Source organism: Martelella sp. NC20 (genome assembly GCF_013459645.1).
Lineage (GTDB): Bacteria > Pseudomonadota > Alphaproteobacteria > Rhizobiales > Rhizobiaceae > Martelella.
The window spans coordinates 770,618-786,897 of record NZ_CP054861.1; the positions used below are offsets into that span (position 1 = coordinate 770,618).

A 16,280-nucleotide genomic window follows, 5' to 3' on the forward strand; every position below is an offset into this window, starting at 1 on the left:
CTTCGAATAGCCCCGCGTTTCGTGTACGCCTCGGGACATTCAGTATGGCTTGCCCCGGATTCTCGCAAAGCCTTTGAGCAGAAGAGACATTTCATTCAATGCCGTGCGACAGAAGGCCAGCGGATGGCCCGTCCGTCGGCTGCGAAAACCGTTGCGACATTCGGATTGAACGCAACCCTTGCGCTGTCACCCGGGCGGAAGCCGGATTGAACATTGCGATGTATCGTAATATGCGGCTGTTCGATCTCGTCGGGGCGAAGTTGTTTGCCATCTGCGTAGAGAACGGTTTCGCGACCCAGCCGTTCTTCGAGAGCGATATTCACGTCGAAGGCCGGCCCGGCGCTGTTGGGTTCCTCGTCGGCGATGAGGAAATCTTCGGGCCGGATGCCGAATGAAACCGTGTCCGCGGCCTTCAGGCCCGTGTCTGCGGCAAAGCCGGAATTTGGCAGATCGAAACTGATGCCGCCGGCCACCGTAATGGTCGTCATGGTCTCGCTGACCGCACTGATCGTTCCGGCGAAGAAGTTCATCTTCGGCGCGCCGAGGAAGCCGGCGACGAAGCGGTTCGCCGGGCGGTTATAGAGCTCCAGCGGCTCGCCCACCTGTTCGATGATCCCGCCACGCAACAGCACGATGCGGCTCGCCATGGTCATCGCCTCGACCTGATCGTGGGTGACGTAGATCATCGAGGCGCCAAGCGACTGGTGGAGGGCGCTCAGTTCAACGCGCATCTGGGCGCGCAGCGCGGCATCGAGGTTCGAAAGCGGTTCGTCGAACAGGAACACGTCGGGTTCGCGCACGATCGCCCGCCCGATCGCCACCCGCTGCCGCTGGCCACCGGAAAGATGCCGGGGTTTCTTGTCGAGCAGTTCTGTCAGTTGCAGGATCTCGGCGGCGCGGCCGACCGCCGCGTTGATTTCCGGTTTCGGCCGCCGCGCCAGCCGGAGCGCGAAGCCCATGTTCTCGGCGACAGTCAGGTGCGGATAAAGCGCGTAGTTCTGGAACACCATGGCAAGGCCGCGATCGCGCGGCGCCACCTGCGTGACCTCGCGGCCATTGACGAAAATCTGGCCGGTGGTCGCGTCCTCAAGGCCGGCAATGGTGCGCAGAAGCGTGGATTTGCCGCAGCCGGAAGGTCCGACCATCACCACGAACTCGCCTTCGTTGAGCGACAGGTTGATGTCCTTCAGGGCATGAAACGGGCCGTAATGCTTGTTGAGGTTTCTGATTTCGACGCTGGGCATGGTCATGACTCCACTGCGGACGCGGGTTCCGCCTTGTTTTGCGTTCTGTCCGCCTGGGGCCAGCGGCTGTCGGTCGCGCGCGGAACGATGTCGGAGGTTTCGAGGTACCAGCTCAGAAGCTGTTCCTTGTGGCGCCCGATCTCGCCGGCAAGTGCAGGGTCGTTTATGCGGTTGTCGCACTCCATCGGGTCCGCCGTCAGGTCGTAGAACTCGTCCTCTCCGGTCATCCGCCGGATGTATTTGTATCCAGGCGACCGGATCATAGCGGCGCGGGCATGGGCCCGGGCGTTGTGAACCTGAATATTGATGCGCGGGAAATAGAGCCCGTCGGCCGGGTTCGGGCCGAACTGGCTGAGCGATTCCCGCTCGGAGGCCTGCATCTCGTCGGGACGCCGCCCGCCCTCGCAATAGGCGAAATCCCTGTGCTGAGCTGCGGGATCGGCAAGGACCGGGGCAAGCGACTGGCCGAAATGGTCGTAGCCAGGATCGGCGCCGGCCATTTCGAAGACAGTGGCCGTCATGTCGATAAGCTCGGCCATCACGCCGTCACGCACGCCGGGGGTTGCCGGCAGGTCGCGGGGCGGCTTGACGACTAGCGGGACACGAACGATCGGATCCTCGAATGTGGTCTGGCTCTTCTCGACCACCTCGTAATCGCCGGTATAGTCGCCGTGATCGGAGAACATGAACACTGCCGTGTCGTCATAAATGCCGGCACGCTTCAGGGCTTCCATCAGCATGGCGAACTGCCGGTCGACCCGAGCGATCATGCCGTAATAGGTGCGGCGCAGTTCGTCCCATCGGTCTTCCGTCCAGCCTTCAAGTCCTTGCGCCTTGCGGATTTCCCGCAGCATTTCGGGCTTGCGCGCCAGTTGTTCCGGCGTGGCTTGGCGGCGGGGCGGCAGCGGGGCGTTCTTCGCAAGCGCATAGAACTCGCTTTCGACGCCGTAGGGTGGGTGGGGGAACAGGATCGGCAGATAGATGCAGAGCGGCTTGTCCTTCGGCGCGGTTTCGATGAAGTCGATGGCGCCCAGCACGTTCTGCCAGTCATTGTCGAGATAGTAGCTGTCGCTTTCGCCCTTCTTCAGTTCGCCCTTCAGGAATGAATAATAGCTGTCCGATCCGGGTTCGCCACGCCATGACTGATCGCCGCGATGGGTATCGGATTGCGGGGTGCTCTGGTGACGCTCGAAGAAGGCGGCGTCGGCCTTGAAGTGGATATCCGAATAGGCTTCCGGGCCGTCATCGGCGGTCACAAGGTCGTTCTTGCCGCCCCACCAGACGAAATAGCCGCTTCCGCGCAGCACCTGGAACATGTTCTTCTCGCCATGCTCGGCATGCAGCATATGGTGGAGCGAACGATGTCCGTTCACATGCGGATAGAGTCCGGTCGCGAACGAACAGCGGCTCGGCGTGCACACCGGCGCCTGGCAGCAGGTGTTGGCGAAGGAGACGGCTTCGGTTTCCACGAGGCTGTCGATGAACGGCGTGACCGTGCTGCCGGAGCCGAGATGCCCCATGACATCGGCACGCATCTGGTCCGGGTTGAACAGCAGGATGTGAGGTTTGTTTTTCATCATTGTCGGTTTCTTGCGTTCATCCCTTGAGGCCGCCGGAGGCGAGCCCCTTGATGAAGTAGCGTTGCATGAACAGGAAGACGGCGAGCAGCGGCAGGAACGACAGCACCACGGCCGCGAATTTCATCGGCTGGTTGCCCTCGACAGTTGCCACCGTATTGATCCGCGCGATCGCCACCGGAAGCGTGGACCAGTTGTCGCGCACGAAGATCGAGGCCAGCAGGAATTCGTTCCAGGTCTGGATGAAGGTCAGGATGCAGGCCGTGGCGAGGACGGGAACCGACAGCGGCAGCAGGACCAGGAAGATGATCTGCAGGTCCGTCGCCCCGTCCATCCGGGCTGCGTGGTCGAGATCGATCGGCAGTTCGTTGAAGAAGCCGCGCAGGATGAAGACGCCGAGCGGCAGGACGCCGAGGATGTAAGGCAGGATCAGGGCCAGCGGGGTGTAGAGAATGTGGGATTTCTGGAACAGTAGGAATTGGGCGATGAGGGTGAGCTGAGGCGGCAGCATCATCAGCACCACGAGGGCCACGAAGACGACATTCCTGAAGCGGAAACGCAAGCGAAACAGCGCATAGGCGGCCAGCAGCGAGAGGATCAGCCCGACGACCACCGCCGATGCCGCCATGATCACGCTGTTGCGGTAGAACTGCAGCAGGTCATACTGGGAGATCGCTTCGGCATAATTCGAAAACTGCCAGGTTCCCGAGGGAAAGATGCGCCCGTTGTAATATTCCTGCGGCGATTTGAAGCTGGTGACGATCACCCACAGGAAGGGCGCTGCGAAAGCCAGCGACGTCAGGGCGAGGATGCAATGCTTGAGGACGGTCAGAAAGCTCAGGCGCTGTTTCATGTGCGCTCCTCCCTGCGAAATTCCGTCAGGTAGAGATAGACCACCACGAGGATCAGAGTGACCAGCAGCAGGGCATAGCTGATGGCGGCGGCATAGCCGAGTTCGCCCTTTTCGAAGGCGACCTTGACGATGTGCGTGGCGATCACTTCGCTGGCATGGCGGGGGCCGCCATCGGTCATTACCTTGAACAGGTCATAGGCCTTGAGATTGTTGATGATGTTGATCACCACCACGATGGCGATGAAGGAGCGCAGGTGCGGCAGCGCGACGAAGCGGAACTTGCCCCAGACCGTCGCCCCGTCCATTTCGGCGGCATCGTAGAGCTCGCGCGGGACCGATTGCAGACCGGCGGCGAGGATCAGCGCGTTCTGGCCGAGGAACTGCCAGATGCCGACGGCGGCAATCGACCACAGCACGAGATGCCGGTCGCCGAGCCAGAGAATCTGGGTGCCGAGGATCTGGTTCAGGAAACCGATATTGGGGTCGTAGACGAAGGCCCAGATCATCGCCGCGATTGCCGCCGAGATCAGCGATGTCGAAAAGAAGATCGTGCGATAGGTGATCCTGAGCCAGGTCAGGGTGACGCTTTCGATCGCATAGGCCAGCGCCAGCGCCGCGGCCGGCTTGAACACGACGTTGATGAGGGTGAACAGCGCCGTGTTGGAAATCGCCTGCGCCAGCGTCCGGTCGTGGAAGAGTTTGCGATAGTTCTCCAGGCCGACGAATGTCCATTTTGCAGACAGGCCGTTCCAGGAGAAAAAGCTCATGCCGAGCGCGTAGAGCGCGGGCAGGATGGTGATCAGGGCGATCAGCAGTATGGCGGGAAACAGGAATTTCCATCCTGTTCTGGTTTCCGCCGCCATACCGACTGCACTTCGAGGTTTCATGGGCTGCGTTCCGGACTTAAGGTCGGGCCAGCCGCCGGGGAGCAAGCCCGGCGGCGCGAGGGCGGTATACGCTCAGCGCGCGTCTTCGACCTCCTGCATACCTTCCTCGGCGGTCACCTCGTCGGCCAGCACGCCCTGAATGGCATTGCCGAGCGCATCGAGCGTGTCGGCGTTCAGAAGCACGCGCGGAACGACATTGCTCTCCTGGTTTTCGACGAAGGCCTTCTGCAGCGGATCGGAAATATCGACATTGGCCGCGGCATAGGGCGCCATGATCGCGCGGTCGGCGACATATTGCTTCATCACGTCTTCGGAGAGGAGATAGGCCATGACGGCTTCCGCCTCCTCGATATGCTTGCCGCCGGCCGGAATGGCGTAGTTCTTGCCGACACCGCCGGGGGAGGTCCCTTCCGTGACGCCGTCGAAGACCGGCGGGAAACGCATGACACCGAGCTCGATATCATCGGGCTTGCCGGCCGTGAACGGCTTGACGTCCCAGGGACCGGACAGGACCATGGCGGCGCGGCCGGTGAGGAATGCATCATTGCCCTGGGGAATGCTCATCGCATTGATACCGGGCATGAAAATCTTGTCGTCGGCCATGTCCTTCAGCTTCTGGGCGGCCTCGACCAGGCGCGGATCATCCCATGAGATGTCGCCGGAATCGGCATCGGTGATGATCGAATGGTCGAGTTGGCCTGCCAGCATGTAGAAGTAGTCGCGGCCGCGCTGCGGGAACTGGTTGCCGAAGGCGATCGGATAGATGCCGTCCTTGCCCAGCACGTCGGCCATATGCTGCAGGTCGGCATAGGAGTGCGGCAGGTCCAGGCCGTATTTGTCCAGCATGGTCTTGTTGTAGAACAGCGAGAAATTGTTCACGTCGACGGGAATGGAATAGTAGGTTCCATCGACGTCGAGCTGATCGAGAACGCTCGGGAAGAACAACTTGTCCCAGCCCTGGCTCCCGTAAAGATCGTTGAGGGGCTTGAGGAGATCGGCTTCGATCAGCGGATACATGCCAACGGCGCGGGCGTCCGGCTCGACGCAGATGATGTCTGGAACTTCGCCGGAGGCGAATGCAGTTCGCAGCGCCGCGTCATAGGCGGTGTTTTCGAAGGTCTGGATGTCGATGGTGACGTCGGGATGCTGTTCCTCATACGCGGCGAACACCTTCTCGTAGAAGGGAACATCCGTCGTATAGAATGTATACATGGTGATCGTGACCGGATCGGCCATCGCGATCGTGGACATAAGGGCGCCTGCGGCGGCCATCATTGCGAAACGCAGTTTCATGAAATCTCCTCCCAGATGGGACGTCCTCAGAGCGGACATCCGTGGCAAAGTCAATTAATCAACTTTCGTGAAAAAAGTCAAGACGACCTGACAAACGGCAAGCGCCGCTGCCGTGGCCGTTGGGTACGGTCACGTTTTTGATCGAGATAAATTATATTTATCAAAAAGTTAGTCTGGAAGATGCCGCGAAGCCATCCGCTTTGCGTGTCCTGCCACGATCCTCCTGCCATCGCTACAACGGGGCAAGGGCAGGGCGTCCGCACGGACCGGCCTATCCGGGCAGGCGACGCTGGCCGATGAGATCGGAAAAGCGCGAATTCGCCCGGCTGGACAGTGCCATCGCACCGGCACCGAAGGGAATGGATTCGGCCGAATGGCGGGCAACAGCAAGGCGCGGCATGATGCGTTGCGGATCGTCCGTTTCGAGAACGACGGAATCCGGCAGCGGCTCGACCCGGCTGACGAGCTCGCGCAGGTAGCCGACCGGCATGAAGCCACCGACGGCAATGCCATCCGGCCGGACGGTATTCTCGAGGAAATTGACGATCAGCCGCAGACGTTCGGCCGAACTGTCGAACCAGTCGTCAAGAACATCCGGCGTCTCGGCCAGCACGCGCTCGATGATCTCTTCGTAGACGCCCTGCGGCTCGTCGAGGTCGAGTTGCTCGCGCAGGCCCGAGACCGAGAAGATCCGGTTCAGCGGTTCGTCCTTGTACATCACGTAGCCGATCTCGCCGGCATAGCGCCAGAGTTCCAGGTTGAGCTGGCGATGATTGACCACGGTCGCACCCAGGCTGAGTCCGACCATGATGTAGACCATCCGCGCCTCAAGCGGCGCGGCAAGGGCCTCGGCGATTGCCGCCGACTGCGGATTGTTGAGGATATAGGCCGGCAGGCCGAGCGCCGCCTCCAACTCGTCACACAGGGATTGCGCGGAATAGGCCTCCCAGAAGGACTGGAACCACTCGGCGTCCATCCATGCGAACCGCCTCGGTAGTGAGGCGTGCATGCCCGGTGATGCGACCGGCAGCGGGCCGGAGACGCTGAGCGCCCAGATATCCCTTTCCGCGTGCCGGTCGATAAATGCGCGCAGGTGGGAAATCACTTCACCCACATATTCCCGTGGTTCGAAGGCGCCGATGGCAATATTGAGCTGATCGATGACGGTGTAGTCGAGGTCAACGAGGCAGAGGGTGATCGAGTTCCAGCGCATCTGCATGCCGATGGCGTAACCGCGTTCGGGGACGATATGCAGCGTCGTCTGGGGCTTGCCCTTCGCATTCACCTGCAGGCGGTCACCCTCGCGGATCAGCCCCATGGCGATCAGTTCCTGGCCAATGCTCGTCACCGTCTGCAATGAAAACGGCATGTGGGCGCCAATCTCGGTCCGCGAAACCCCTCCGGCCTCACGGATGGCCTCGAAAACCGCCGCGAGATTGCGATTGCGGGCTTCATTGGTGTTCATCGCGCTCACCGGCGCCGTCGGGGCCTTCATGCCAGAATTCCTCTCACGCGGAAAATCGGTCTCACCGACGGAGATGCCTGCCGGCCACTCATCCCGTATCGTCTTGGGGTGCTGCCTCTGCTTTCGCTGAATATCAGGTTTCTTTCGCTGCGCGACACTATTTTGGCCTTCAAAAGGTGAAGTGCTCCGGCAGCACTCAGAATGAAGCCGGTCAGAATTCGGTAGTCCTCTTAGACGTTGTGTAATTTCATCGCCTTCATTGGTGCAATGGCGGGTGGCCATGTGTGTGGCAAGGCGGCGTTTGGCGATTTCGCCGGATGAAAGAACAGACAACCACCTATCCGGCTTGGTCGCGGCAGCTTCCGGCAAAACTGTCACTGGGATTTTCGTCTTCAGATCGGCAGGAGTTCAGTGCGCCTAAAGGTTTGAACATCTGCCCGATCACGAGATTGCCTGCCGCTTCGGCTTCGCGGAGCGATGGAAGTTCGCCGGTCAAAAGTGCCGTCATCAGTCGATGCCCGCACGTCGCACCATAAAGCATGCCGGCAATCAGATCCGAAGGAATATCGTATTGCCGCCTCCCTGCCGGAATCTTGTCGATCGTCGCGATCAGCGCGTTGCGGCTTCGCACAAGCCCCATTTCGTGGAATGTTATCGCGAGATCCTCGATACCAATGCTTTCGCTGATCGCCAGGCGACACAGGTTAATGTGACGTTCAGAAAGCACATGCGCTATCACATCCCTGACGCGCGCGCTCAACTCCTCGACCGGGTCTGCTTTTTTCGAATCAAACGAGACATCCGACCAGACAAAGGAGGACGCCACGAGTTCCCGCAACAGCTCCTGCTTGTCATTGAACAGGACGTAAAGCGTCTTCTTGGCCATGCCGGTGGCATTGGCAATGTCGATCATCCGCACCTTCTCGTAGCCACTTTCGGCGAACAGGCGTTCCGCCGCCTGAAACACCATTTCCCTGCGTTCTTCCGCCGGCATCGCCGGCGGTCTTCCGAGACGCGCCATGAAGACCTCTTGACTTTAGAAACCAATTGGTTTCTTAATTCGATCAGGTTCGGATGTTGAGCCAGGAGGAACAAAAACTCAATACGCCGCCCGGCCAGAGCGGAGCGTTGACCAGCATAAATCATTTTCATTCATGGAGGAGAGAATGAAAAACACCTTCACCGCGGCGTTTGCCGTGGCGATGGCGCTTGTCCCATTGCGGGCGAGCGCCGAGCCGACCAGCCTGATCTTCAACAACTTCCTGCCGCCTTTCGAAGCCACGCAAGCGGTTGCGGTACGCGATTTCGCCAACCGCATCGAGGCGGAAAGCAACGGCGATATTACCGTAACGATACCCGATACCACGCTGGCGCCGATCAATCGCCAGTATGAAGCGGTCGTCGGGGGCATTGCCGACATGGCGTTGCTGCCGATCAACGAAATCCCGCAATATGTGACATTCGGCAATATAGCCGAGTTGCCCTACAACGCGCCCAGTGCCGAAGCGGCATCGGTGGCGCTTTGGGAAACCTACAGAAAGCATCTCGAAGCCTATGACGAGTTCAAGGGGCTGGTTCTTCTTTCTGCCCATGTTCTTCCCGGCAGGCAGTTCCTGTCGCTGAAAGCGCCGCTCGACACCCCCGAAGCCTTCGTCGGCAAACGCATCTGGGTACCGAACGGCCCCATGGTCGATACAGTCGAGGCTCTTGGGGCGATTCCTTCGATCACGAATTTCCCGGATCTCTTCGAGAATGTCACGAAAGGCATGGTCGACGCACTGGTCATCACGCCAGATTCAGCGGCATCAGGACGGATTCTCGACGCGATCTCTCATCAGACGGTCGTTCCCGGCGGCATTGGATCAGTCTCGATCGCCGTCGTTATCAGCGCGGCGCGCTGGGCAGAACTCAGCGATGACCAACGGATGGCAATCAGACGTGCCGCGGAGGGGCTCCCGCAACGCACCGGCGCGGCCCTGGATGCACGTGAAGTCGAAACGGCCGGAGCGCCGTCCGACCATATCGTGAGCATCAACGCTCCCGCCGCCCTGCTGGCGAAACTGGCCCCGATCCTCGACACTCAGATCAAGGACTGGATCGCCAGATCCCGCAAAAACGGCCTCGCCGATCCGCAGGCCGTGCTGGAAAGCTACCGAAGCGTATTGGCCCGGTTCGACTGACCCGCTCGCGATAAACCAGGGTTCAGTGACAGTGAGCCCTGCCCGCAAACTTTTAGAAAGGGAAAATTTCATGCAATCAGGCAAGGTCATCATAATCGGAGGCGGCATTGGCGGCCTTTCCGCCGCCATCGCACTGAACAACAAAGGGTTTTCGGTCGAGGTTCTCGAACGCAGCTCCGGCCTGCACTCCTCGGTTTTCGGGGTCGGCATCATCCAGCCCAACAACGCGTTGCGCGCACTCGATATGATCGGCTGCGCCGATGCCTGTATCGAAGCCGGATATTCGACCCGTGCCTGGGGCATGCAACTCGACGCGGCGGGTCATGAAACCCGACAGATGCCGGGCGCTGTCGCCGAGAACTCGCACCTGCCCCCGATGAACGGTCTCACCCGCCCAAAACTTCACGAAATTCTGACGCGCAAGGCCGTCGAATCCGGCGCCAGCATCCGCTACGGGACACGTTATCGATCGCTTCAACCCAATGAAAACGGCGTCGTTGTGCACCTCGAAGATGGAACCAGTCTCGATGCCGACATTGTCGTCGGTGCCGACGGAACCTATTCACAAACGAGAAAATACGTTTTTGATCAAGACATTGGCCCTGTCTACAACGGTCAATCGGCCTTTCGCATGAATATACCCCGCACGGTGCCCGGCTTCGGCGAAATCGATCGGATCATTCTGCAGCACGCGCCCCACGGCATGGCGGGTTACGTGCCCATCGGCCCGGATCTCGCCTATATGTTCCTGAACTCGTCCTGGCCGGCGGGAACGCGGCTCGAGGAGCACGAACTCGCGCCGGCGCTGAGGGAGCGCCTTCAGGGCTTCGGCGGTCTCACCGGTTATGTGCGCGACAATTTCGTTCATGACGGCAATGAGATCGTCTTTCGGCCGATCGAGTGGATGATCGTGCCGCCGCCGTGGCACAAGGATCGCATCGTCCTGATCGGAGACGCGGCGCATGCATTTCTGCCCCATCTGGGACAGGGAGCGGCGCAGGCTATCGAGGACGGCATCGTTCTGGCTGAATGCCTGGCCGAAGACGCCACCTGCGAACAGGCCTTCAAGCGCTATATCGACCGTCGCTACGAACGCTGCCGAATGGTGATTCAAGGTTGCGTCGACATCGGCGAATGGGAGAAGGGCCATCTTCCGGACTTCGACAACATTGCGACGACCCAGAGGATCATGGAGACACTGCTCGCACCGATCTGACGGGCTCGCCACAGCTCGTCCGCGTCATGCGTGCCAATGGTCTCGCTGACAAGGCATATCTTGAACCGAATCGTCCGGCGCGGTTGCGGCACCGGACCGACAAGGCGACAGCGGATGGAACGGTGACGAATGAGCCGGATGCTTGTCGAAAATTCAGCGGTGGCTCGAAGCGCACCGAAACCATCTCCGCGCGATGGTCTGGCGGCACTGGCCACCAGACACGCACGATCCGGAAGGAATCAGTTCCCAGCAAAGCAGGCTGGCTCACGGCATTCCAATGCGTGAGCCGGCCTGCAACCAGGTATCGGTTCCGAAGCATTCCTGTGCTTCGCTTCAAAGACAAATTCCGGAATTCTGACCCACAGTCGTTCGGACAAAAAAACTAGGCGTTTGCATCAACAACAGCGACAAAGTCGCACTGGATCAGCATGCCGCTGCCCAGTTCGGAGTGAAGAGCATGGCGCGCCGGCCGGTTGCCCGGTTCGGGAAACATGGCCTCCCAATGGCGGTTGACCACATGGCGATCGCCGCGATCCCTCATCCACAATGTCATCTTGATGATGTCGGCCGTCGTTGCGCCTGCCGCTTCGACGATATCGCGGACATGGCCAAACATCAGTTCGCACTGCCGGTCGAGACCGTCCGCGGTCCGTCCTGTTTCCGGATCGAGCCCGTGGATACCGCCGGAATAGACTATGTTACCGATCCTGCAGGCGACCGGCACCGGGTTTTTATGCGCAAAACCGTCGATATAGACACTTCGTCTGCTGCGGAAAGCGATTTCGCCTTTTTCGATTGCCATCCTCGAACCTCCTTTTCTTGTCACGCACCGACTTTCCGCTAGAACGCCGCGGCAATTTCGGACGTCGACACAACCCGGTTTTCGATGTGCCCCAGGCCATCGATCGACAGATGCATGACATCGCCCGGCTTCAGAAAAATGTTCATTGCCGCCCCGACACCCGCCGGCGTTCCGGTCGCCAGGATGTCGCCCGGCATCAGGGTCATGACCGTCGAGAGGTATGCGATCTGGTCGTAGATATCGTAGATCATGTCGGCGGTGCTGGAGCGTTGACGCTCCTCACCGTTGACCGTCAGTCTCATCTCGAGTTGCAGTGGGTCCGCGATCTCGTCATCCGTCGTCAGCCATGGCCCCACCGGTCCGTGGGTGTCGAAGGATTTGCCGAGCGTGAAGGTCGGCGAGCGATGCTGCCAGTCGCGCGCGGAGACGTCGTTGACGATCAGGTAACCGGCAATGACGCCGCGCGCTTCCTCGCGGTTCACATGGCGGCAGCGCTTTCCGATCACGACGCCAAGCTCGATTTCGTAGTCGACCTTCTCCGAGACGTCAGGCTTTTCCACCGGATCATAGGGGCCGTTGAGACAGGAAACCTGCTTGTTGAACCAGAACTGGCTCGTGGGAATGGGAATTCCGGCCGCCCGCGCTTCTTCGGCGTGTTTGCGATAGTTCATCCCGATCGCCAGGAACTTCTGGGGATCGTTGACCGGCGTTTCCAGATGAACCGCGCCAAGCGGCAAGGCGGGCTCGGTTGCGGCCTCCAGTGCTGGACGCAGATGCGGCAGATCGCCGATCAGCTGGCTCATCGACGAGCCGACGCCCGGTACGGACGAAAGATCGATGATCGTGTCGCCAACGACCTTGCCGATCGAGGTTTTTCCGGAATGGGTAAAGCGCGCGAGTTTCATAAATGGTCTTTCTTCATGTTCTTTGGTTGGCAGCGGTCGTCAATGCGGCTTGCGGGCAAGAGTCAGTTGCGACAGCAGAACTCGCCAGCGACCGGAGCGGAGTCGGAAAACGACGGTCTGGAAGCCATCAAGCGCCACCTCGCCGCCTGTCTGCGGCGAGCGCACATGATTGGTTGTCGTACCTGTGGTGATCGCAAGATCGCCTTCAATGCGGATATCCAGCGACCCGCGTTCGATAGCGATAAATCCGCCCATCCGGTCGACATGGGCGATCAGAGCCGCCTTGCCATGCACCATCGCCGTCGAGTGGACATGAACAAGGTCGTCTTCCAGTATCGCATCCAGCGCCGCCGGATCGGCAGAGATCAGAGCCGCTTGCCGTTCCTCTTCGGCGGCGCTGACCGCCGCCAGTTCCGTATCCCGATTGGTCATATGTTCCTCCCGACCGTGCTCATTGCCTCAAACCAGCCCCTCATAGGTGCCGCCGTCGAGTTGCAGGTTCTGACCTGAAATGTAACTGGCCTGAGCGCTGCAAAGATATGCGCAGGCATCGCCGAACTCCTCGGGCCGGCCCAACCTTCCGGCCTTTATCGATAGTTCGGTCCGACGGCGGGCTTCGTCCCAGTCAATGCCCTCCTTCTCCATCCGGCGACGGATCATGAATTCCTGTCTCGGCGTGTCGATGCGTTCGGGCAGAAGATTGTTGATCGTCACATTGTCAGCGACAACCTCGCCGCTGATCGCCTTGGAAAGGGCCGTCAGGGCGGCGCGCGCGGATGTGGAAAGACCCATCATGTAATGCGGCGTCTTCACCATGGCCGATGTGATATTCACGATCCGCCCGAAGCCGCGCGCGCGCATGCCCGGAATATAGGCCCTGATCAGAAGCGCCGCCGGTATGAAATTGGCCCCCATCGCGCCCAGCAGAGCGGCTTCGTCCCAGTTCTCAAGCGCGCCAGGCGGTGGCCCCGCATTGTTGGTCACCAAGATATCGACATCCGGACAGGCCTTTAGGATCGCATCGCGGCCGGTTTCGGCTGTCATGTCGGCGGCAATGAAATTGACATCCGAAGCTGGATTTTCAGACATTACCTCGGCCACCGTCTTCCTGAGCTTGGCCTCGTCCCGCCCGTTGAGAAATACCTTGACGCCTTCCCGGCTGAGCGCGCGAGCGCATGCCAGACCGAGCCCTTGCGACGAGCCGAGAACAAGAGCCCTCCTGCCTCTGATGCCAAGATCCATGTCTGCTCCCTGATCCTTTTAAAATGCTTCCGTTTGTCGTTTGATCCGCTTTGCCGTTCCGCCTGTCCCTAAAGAACACGGCTAAAGCATCGCCGCGAAAAAAGCCGTCATTGCCTGGAAAGAACGCCGGTCGGCATGCGCATCATAGGCGGCAAAAGGTGGCGTTGCGGGGGTATCAGGCTCGCTGAAGGCATGCCTGACACCGCCATAAAGATCGGTTTCCCAAACGATTCCGGCCGCGCTCATAGCGTTTTCGATACGCATGCGGTCTTCGGATTTTGCGAGCGGATCATCGGCGCCGGTCGCGATCAGGATGCCGGTTCCGGCCACCGCTCTCGACCAGTCGTCGGCGACCATGTCGAGGCCGCCATGCAGGCTGACACCCGCCGCGATCCTGCCGCCCATTCGGACATATTCGAGAACCGATGCTCCGCCGAAGCAGTAGCCCGCCGCACCGATGCGCGTGGCATCGGTTTCCGGTTGTCCGGCGAGTGCCGCGCAGGCGGCGTCAATGCGTGAAAACCAGTAGTCGCGGTCGCCGGCATATCGTCCAAGCAGCGGCCCGAATTCATCCGGCCCTTTCGGCTGCTTGCGCTCCCCCCAGAGGTCGACGGCAAAAACGGCATATCCGAGAGCGGCGATCCGGCGCGACGAGGAAACGACATGATCGTCCAGACCGTGCGCGCCATGGACGACGAGCACACCGGGGTGCCTTTTGCGCGACGCGGGTTCCGGCGCGCACAACCAGCCAGTCACTGTTTCTTCGCCGCCGCCGTAAACACAGTCCCGCTCGATCACGCAAACCTCCCATTGCCTGGTCCGGCCTTTTTCGCCCGTTCCTCAGCAAGGAGTTTTCAGCACCGCCGCGCGGGCCGCAAGCGAGACGGCTTGTTTTGTTCATATGGCGAAAAAAGCCAAGGCAGAGCCTTTAAGAACAAAGCCGCCATCCGTATGGCGGACAGCGGCTTGGCAAAAACGACGGTTGAAGTCCGCCTTCAGCAGGCCCGCGCCAATGTGTTGCTTTCCAGAAGTCTCTCGGAAATCGCGCTCGCCGCAAGTTTGAGTTTGGGCAGGATACGCTCGACGCGGTCGTTTTGCAGCCGTTGCATTGATGCAATGACACTGATGGCCGCCACCGGTGCTCCGACAATGTCGAAAACAGGAACGGAAAGCACCCTGCGTTCAATATTCGTGAGGCTTGAGGCGAGTAGAAACCCCTGGCTGCGCGCGGTGGCAAGGTCCTCGATGATCCGATCCGGCGTGAGCCGATAATCGACATAACGGCGTTCATTTTCCATCAGAATATCGGCAGTCTTTTCCTTCGGGAGATAAGCCATGATCGCACGGCTTGCGATGCTGACTCCGAGCGGGCGGCGGGCACCCAGTGTCAGGCGGCGGGCTTGCACCGGATAGGAACCGATGCGCCGGTCGACATAAACGGAATCATTACGGCTGCGCACCGCAAGAAATACCGAGTCGCCGACCGCCTCGCAAAGCCGGTCCAGGGCGGGTGCCGCGGCTTGGGAAATCGGAAAACGGTTTGCGGCTGGCAGGCCGAGCCACGCTGCCTCCGACCCGATGGTATAGCGCCGCGTGCCGCGCACCCGTTCGACCACGCCCTCCTCTTCCAGTGCCTTCAATATCCGGTGTGCCGTCGGATGCGGCAGGCCCAGCTCTGCGGCGATGTCCACGAGCTTCACGCCGTCGGGCGGACTGCCGGCCAGAAGCCGCAACACGCCGAGCGATCTGTGAATGCATTGCGCGCCGGTCTCCCGCCCGAGCGCCGGCGCTGCTGCTTCAATGGCCTCAATCACGGTGCCAGTCATATCTACCTCCCTGGACCAGTTCACGTTTGCCGTCTTCCACAGCAGGAGCCAGCGCCCCCGATGTCAAAAGAATGTCGGTCGTCAGTTGCAGATGATCGCGCAATGCCGCGCATGCCTGTTCGGCGTCACCCGCAAGGGCACGATCGAGAATTTTCTGATGTTCGGCATTGATGTCGCGGCTTGTCCGCGCATGCGGCAGGATCATCCGCCTGTAGCGTTCGGCCTGCATATAAAGCTGATCGCGCAGATGCAGCCACCAGAGGCTGTCGCAACACGAGAGAAGTTCGTCATGAAACTGGGAATGGAGCCGCGCCCACTCCTTTTTTGCAGCCTTGTCCTCAGAAGGAAGCGTGCGCGACAACCTGTGCCAGATGCCGAGCAACCGGCCCTCCCATTCAAGGTCGCCGCGCGCGATTGATCGCCCCAGGCACCGTGTCTCGATCTCGATGCGAACCGCGGTCAAATCGATAAGGTCCCGCCGCGAGACCGATGCGACCACGAAACCTCGCTGCGGCAGGCTGACAACCAGCCTGTCCGAGGTCAGCCGCGACAGCGCCTCGCGCACGGCGCCCGCACTGACGCCAAACTGGCTGGCAAGCTGGTCGATGGCCAGCTTGCGATCGGGCGCATAGGCACAATCGAGAAGCTCCTCCTTCAGAGCCTCATAAACCTCTGCCGTTCTGCTTGCTGCCGCCATATTCCTCACTCCTGCCAAACACCTACCATAAAAAATATAAAATTACATAAAAATATTTGTATAAAAAAATATATTTTATGCTATACGAAGCAT

Annotated in this window: 16 protein-coding genes; 2 read left to right on the forward strand and 14 right to left on the reverse strand. The window is 60.2% G+C overall.

The annotated features are described in order from the left end of the window. Positions 1-95: 95 nt before the first annotated feature. From HQ843_RS03745 to HQ843_RS03775, 7 genes are all read right to left on the reverse strand, one after another. Positions 96-1,244 carry an ABC transporter ATP-binding protein gene (locus tag HQ843_RS03745; protein ID WP_180899764.1) on the reverse strand — a complete coding sequence of 383 codons (1,149 nt, stop codon included), beginning with the start codon at positions 1,242-1,244 and terminating at the stop codon, positions 96-98. Positions 1,245-1,246: 2 nt separating this feature from the next. Continuing rightward, the gene (locus HQ843_RS03750; RefSeq protein WP_180899763.1) at positions 1,247-2,824 is read right to left on the reverse strand and encodes a sulfatase-like hydrolase/transferase; all 1,578 of its coding nucleotides are present in this window, start codon (positions 2,822-2,824) and stop codon (positions 1,247-1,249) included. A 16-nt stretch (positions 2,825-2,840) separates the two neighbouring features. Then, entirely contained in the window at positions 2,841-3,674 is an 834-nt protein-coding gene (locus tag HQ843_RS03755) for a carbohydrate ABC transporter permease (protein ID WP_180899762.1), read from the reverse strand. After that, the gene (locus HQ843_RS03760; protein WP_180899761.1) at positions 3,671-4,561 is read right to left on the reverse strand and encodes a carbohydrate ABC transporter permease; all 891 of its coding nucleotides are present in this window, start codon (positions 4,559-4,561) and stop codon (positions 3,671-3,673) included. The genes HQ843_RS03755 and HQ843_RS03760 overlap by 4 nt, the downstream gene beginning before the upstream one ends. A 72-nt stretch (positions 4,562-4,633) precedes the next feature. Then, positions 4,634-5,854: an ABC transporter substrate-binding protein gene (locus HQ843_RS03765; RefSeq protein ID WP_180899760.1), complete on the reverse strand. Its 1,221-nt coding sequence runs from the start codon at positions 5,852-5,854 to the stop codon at positions 4,634-4,636. Between the two features lie 271 nt (positions 5,855-6,125). Continuing rightward, the gene (locus tag HQ843_RS03770; protein WP_180903408.1) at positions 6,126-7,349 is read right to left on the reverse strand and encodes an ROK family protein; all 1,224 of its coding nucleotides are present in this window, start codon (positions 7,347-7,349) and stop codon (positions 6,126-6,128) included. A 307-nt stretch (positions 7,350-7,656) separates the two neighbouring features. Continuing rightward, positions 7,657-8,340, reverse strand: a complete 684-nt coding sequence (locus HQ843_RS03775; RefSeq protein ID WP_180899757.1) for a TetR/AcrR family transcriptional regulator — start codon at positions 8,338-8,340, stop codon at positions 7,657-7,659. 145 nt (positions 8,341-8,485) lie between these two features. Here HQ843_RS03775 and HQ843_RS03780 point away from each other — a divergent pair, with 145 nt between their 5' ends. Next, positions 8,486-9,499 carry a TRAP transporter substrate-binding protein gene (locus HQ843_RS03780; RefSeq protein WP_180903410.1) on the forward strand — a complete coding sequence of 338 codons (1,014 nt, stop codon included), beginning with the start codon at positions 8,486-8,488 and terminating at the stop codon, positions 9,497-9,499. Between the two features lie 70 nt (positions 9,500-9,569). Next, complete coding sequence (locus HQ843_RS03785; RefSeq protein ID WP_180899755.1) at positions 9,570-10,715, forward strand: FAD-dependent oxidoreductase; 1,146 nt, start codon at positions 9,570-9,572, stop codon at positions 10,713-10,715. 382 nt (positions 10,716-11,097) lie between these two features. Here the strand turns inward: HQ843_RS03785 and HQ843_RS03790 are convergent, their stop codons facing one another. The 7 genes from HQ843_RS03790 to HQ843_RS03820 all read right to left on the reverse strand — a co-directional run bounded on the left by HQ843_RS03790 (position 11,098) and on the right by HQ843_RS03820 (position 16,187). Then, positions 11,098-11,517 carry a RidA family protein gene (locus tag HQ843_RS03790; protein WP_180899754.1) on the reverse strand — a complete coding sequence of 140 codons (420 nt, stop codon included), beginning with the start codon at positions 11,515-11,517 and terminating at the stop codon, positions 11,098-11,100. Positions 11,518-11,555: 38 nt separating this feature from the next. Continuing rightward, a complete protein-coding gene (locus HQ843_RS03795; protein WP_180899753.1) occupies positions 11,556-12,422 on the reverse strand; it encodes a fumarylacetoacetate hydrolase family protein in 867 nt (288 codons plus the stop codon). Between the two features lie 39 nt (positions 12,423-12,461). Then, positions 12,462-12,854, reverse strand: a complete 393-nt coding sequence (locus HQ843_RS03800) for a nuclear transport factor 2 family protein (RefSeq protein ID WP_180899752.1) — start codon at positions 12,852-12,854, stop codon at positions 12,462-12,464. 27 nt (positions 12,855-12,881) lie between these two features. Next, positions 12,882-13,664: an SDR family oxidoreductase gene (locus HQ843_RS03805; RefSeq protein ID WP_180899751.1), complete on the reverse strand. Its 783-nt coding sequence runs from the start codon at positions 13,662-13,664 to the stop codon at positions 12,882-12,884. An 81-nt stretch (positions 13,665-13,745) separates the two neighbouring features. Next, complete coding sequence (locus tag HQ843_RS03810) at positions 13,746-14,462, reverse strand: dienelactone hydrolase family protein (RefSeq protein ID WP_180899750.1); 717 nt, start codon at positions 14,460-14,462, stop codon at positions 13,746-13,748. Between the two features lie 197 nt (positions 14,463-14,659). Next, positions 14,660-15,400, reverse strand: coding sequence for an IclR family transcriptional regulator (locus tag HQ843_RS03815; protein WP_180899749.1), 741 nt, complete (start codon positions 15,398-15,400; stop codon positions 14,660-14,662). 70 nt (positions 15,401-15,470) lie between these two features. Beyond that, positions 15,471-16,187, reverse strand: a complete 717-nt coding sequence (locus HQ843_RS03820) for a GntR family transcriptional regulator (RefSeq protein ID WP_180899748.1) — start codon at positions 16,185-16,187, stop codon at positions 15,471-15,473. Positions 16,188-16,280: the final 93 nt, after the last annotated feature.